The following is a 1824-nucleotide window of genomic DNA, read 5'->3' on the forward strand; positions in this document are numbered from 1 at the left end:
GGGCTCTGGCGACGATCACGTGACGGCCGTTCAGGTGGCGAGAAGTATCTGTGCTCTGAGGAGATCGAAGTTCGCCCGGCCGTAGCCGTCGCGCTTGAGTCGTTTCACGCGCGTGACGTTGCCTTCGACAGCGCCGGAGCTGTGTTCTGTGGTGAGCCCGTTGATGATGGCGGTAAGGTCGCGGCGCATTCCGATTGCGAGGCTGTGCAGTTCGGGTAGGTCATCGGCTTCGACGGCGTCGAGCCAGGCGGGTAGTTCGAGGCCGCGCCGTTGGGTCATGATCTTGGCGAAGGTGCGGACGTGCTGCTGGAGGTGTTCCAGATGGACGCATTCGGTGGTTGCGTTCTTCACGATCAGTGCGTCCTGCTCGGTCAAACGGTCGGGATGGGTGAGTAGCGCCCTGCTGATCTTGCGTGGCTTTGGGACTGCCGCAGCGGTGGGGGTGGGCTTGCGCCGATGCGGGTCCGGGCGGCAGCGGCTGGTGCCAGGCATCCGGAAGGGCTTGAGGTAGCGGCGCACCGTCTGGACGTCTCCGGTGAATCCCAGAGTCCGTAGTTCACAGGTGATGGCCTGCGCGTTCGTCACGCCCTCGTTCCAACGCCGGTTGACCAGGTCGATGTAGGGGTCGAGCTTGGTGAGGCGGTGCTCGGCCCTACCGAGCAGTTCCTCCACACAGGTGGCGTTGGCGAACCGGCGCACTGTCTGGCGGTCGAGGTTCAACTCCCGTGAGATGGCCGAGCGGGACAATCCACGGGCGAGGCACTGCTGTACCGCGGTGTATCGCTCCCGGGTTCGCTCGGCCAGCCGATAGCTGCGCTGGGGCGCGGCGATGAACTCGGCGGCGGGTGCCTGTGCGGGCGTGGGCGCGGAGGGCTCCGGTTCACCCGGGATAGCTTGGGCCGCAGCGGCTTTACGCAGACAGGGGTGGTGGGCCGACACAGTCTTCTCCACCGCCTCGCACAGGTTCTTCCACAGATGGAATCGGTCCGCGACTTGAATCGCCTGCGGGGCGCCCGAGCGGATGCCCTCGGCGTAGGCCCCAGCTCTGTCGCGGCACACGGTGCGGATTTCGGGGTGCTCGCGTAGCCAGGCTGCAAGCGTGCCGGCCTCGCGGTCGGGCAGCACGTCCACAGGCCGATGATTGTCCATGTTGATCAAGATGGTGTTGTAGGAGCGGCGGCGCCGAACCGCGAAGTCATCGACACCGAGCACTTCGATCCGTCCGGCTTCGGGCAGTGGCTGGGCGCGGATCAGACCGATCAGCACGTCGCGGCAGCATGGCATGGCGAGCCTGGCTGCGAGCCTCGCTCCGGGACGGCCGGCCAGCGCGAGCGCGACGCGGACCAGAGCTCGGGTCAAAGGCGGGGTGCGGCGGGCGAACGGTGTGGTCAACCCTTCGATCTGCTCGGAGAACGTGGACTGCGAGCATTCGGGGTTGACGCACTTGAACCGGCGGATACATACGACTACCCGCACCCTACGGCCACCCAGCGGGACGTCGGCGAGTTGCCGCTGGTAGCGGGCATGGACCCGGCCCGAGCGCCATCGGCAGCCCGAGCAGGCCGCCTCACCTGCCTTCGCCCGCACCCGGAACGTCACCAGATCCCCATCCAGGTCGACACCATCCACAGCCACCGCCGCGAAGTGCGGCAAGAGCACATCAATACACTGCGAAATCCACGCCCGACATCATCTTCGGCAGCCCCCGAACCTCACGCACGACACACCGGAAAACGGTTGCCGGGCAGCCGATCCCATTCCCACCACTCCAGGGGACTTACCCACACTCCGACCAGCGCACGTCACATGATCATCGCCAGAGCC

The 1824-nt window shown here is 66.4% G+C and carries 1 protein-coding gene; it reads right to left on the bottom strand.

Annotated elements, in window-relative coordinates:
• Positions 1–30 precede the first annotated feature (30 nt).
• On the bottom strand, positions 31–1659 hold the full coding sequence (locus tag ON44_RS33735) for an ISL3 family transposase (protein ID WP_157187396.1): 1629 nt from the start codon (positions 1657–1659) through the stop codon (positions 31–33).
• Positions 1660–1824: the final 165 nt, after the last annotated feature.

Origin of the sequence: Nocardia vinacea NBRC 16497, from assembly GCF_000308835.1 — a bacterium.
Classification (GTDB): Bacteria; Actinomycetota; Actinomycetes; order Mycobacteriales; family Mycobacteriaceae; genus Nocardia; species Nocardia vinacea.